Origin of the sequence: Pseudoalteromonas luteoviolacea DSM 6061, from assembly GCF_001625655.1 — a bacterium.
GTDB classification, from domain to species: Bacteria; Pseudomonadota; Gammaproteobacteria; order Enterobacterales; family Alteromonadaceae; genus Pseudoalteromonas; species Pseudoalteromonas luteoviolacea.
On sequence record NZ_AUYB01000051.1, the window covers coordinates 1 to 2,089 of the forward strand.

The 2,089-nt window shown below is 40.9% G+C and carries 2 protein-coding genes; both read right to left on the minus strand.

All coding sequences use genetic code 11. The features are described 5' to 3' along the window. Window positions 1-412: 412 nt before the first annotated feature. Window positions 413-943: a hypothetical protein gene (locus N475_RS02635; protein WP_063364642.1), complete on the minus strand. Its 531-nt coding sequence runs from the start codon at window positions 941-943 to the stop codon at window positions 413-415. Further along, window positions 936-2,089, minus strand: a 1,154-nt coding sequence (locus tag N475_RS02640; RefSeq protein WP_282955585.1) for an RHS repeat-associated core domain-containing protein, incomplete at its 5' end; no start/stop codon positions are given. The genes N475_RS02635 and N475_RS02640, both read right to left, overlap by 8 nt.

Sequence of the window (2,089 nt, forward strand, 5' to 3'; positions counted from 1 at the left end):
AGGATTATATTGGCTAACAAAAAAGTTGAACCAGATCAGACATAAATCATACAGAGAACCACTTCCTTTAAGTCATAGATTTAAAACTGACTTGGCAGAATACTTACAACTTTTTCCAAACCGTCAGTTGTACCCCAAATTATCACTTCCTCACAACTGACCAACCCGTTTTGGTTAAATTTGATTGACCAACGTGGTCGCGCCTAATCGACTTCGTGGCAACAGTAAAGTGACACCGCTGGTCACATACACCGCTATATACACTTGTATATAGCACTCCACAAGGACCAGAAAGTCGATAGATGCGACCACCAAGGTCAAATAGGCTTGACCAAAAAATCGGTGAAAAGCGACCAGAAATAGAAAAGCCCCAGCACTTGCTGGGGCTTTGGATTGGGTGTTTTTTATTTCTTCAAAAACTTATTCTAATAAGTGTATGTATAGGTCTAACTCCCCATGACCAATCACCATTTATTAGGTACATTAAAATTGCTACAACACTAACAAGATAAGAAACTGTAATGAACAATTCCACGCACTTCAAACTAATTCTAAAACCTTGAAACTCGTGACATTTTATAACCTCAAACAAGATCGGTAGTGAACCAACCATTAATACTATTAAAACAACACCAAAGTACTTTGACAAAGCTACACCAATAACACCAGGAATGACCATTAACCAAAGCATAAATAAAAAAGCTGTCATATGTAACGTAAAGTCTAGAGATGGACTACCTTCATGTTCAAAGTATCCAGCAGCCTTATTAGAGCAAAGCAAATATAGGAAGCACACAAACACTTTAACGTTGAACAAAAATTCAAAGTTCAGATCTTTACTCTCTCCATAGAGCAAAAATTTAATATCTAAAGCTAGGTAAATAAAAGCCACTGCAACGCAATGTACAGAAGCTCTCGAATTAAAATAGTTTTCTCTAATCAAGGACGTATTTCCCATTTTTTACTTTAAAATATGCCTTTCCAGATGGTGTTGCTCGTACTTTTGGCATAAATGGCTTTACAGCCCTTGCATTTTGAACCGCAACCGGTGCTAAATCACGAATCACGGGAGCTTTTCCTATTCCATTCAACAACGACAATGTTTCACCTGTGAGTCCGAAAATAGCCGATTTTTTAGTTGTAGAAAGAAAACCCAACCTAGCCGCAGCACCTGTGACTAACCCAACACCAGTGTAACCCGTCACACCGACAACACCCAAATTGTAAAACTGGTCCGCGAGCTCCGTTTGAGAAGCTTGATAGTTTTTTCTCACACCTAGAAGTTGAATATCAAAAGTAGAGAAAGATATGCCTTTGGATGAGTGCTTATCCAAAGCGTTTAATACATCAAAGTTACTTTCCCCTTGAGACCTCAGATCATCTGCCCATAACGCAGCTAACTCTGGATCAATATCTGCGAGTTGTCCCGTGTCAACCTGGGTAGAGCAATCTCCCCCATTACATTGTACACTCGTAGTAGTATTACTACTATTTCCAGCAGCTGTAACGATAGCAGTAGAAAAAGCCGCACTATAAGCACCATTAGCAAACTTGCCGCCAGTTAATTTTGAAACTGTTCCGCCTACAGCAGCACCAATCAAGATTTGCCCTATTGGATTCTTAACGCCTCTACCAATGCCGCCCGTTGCCGCACCTAAACCAGCGGCAAAGAAGCCCTTGCTAAAGTTACCTCCTTGAAGTTTTGCTGCAACGCCACCTATTGCTGCGCTGCCAATTACGTTACCTACACTACCACCTCCGGGCATGGCTGCCGAAGACAAACCTGCAATAACACCCGCTTTCAGACTACCGGTGACCGCGTACGTAGATAATGCATTATATGCAACTAAACATACCTGGCAATAAAAGGCCATGACTGCTTGCACGGCTATATTCAGAAGCGGCACATCCGCTATTGCTTTAAACAACTTCTTAAACAAATACCCACTCGGATCCGTATAACTCAGTGGATTATTTAGAACATAAGAATAAGCATTGTAATTCTGAAGATTCGAAGGCGCCTGAACAAACGGGTCTGTTTGCATAAACCGCCCAGTATCTACATCGTAGATCCGACCATTCATATGAA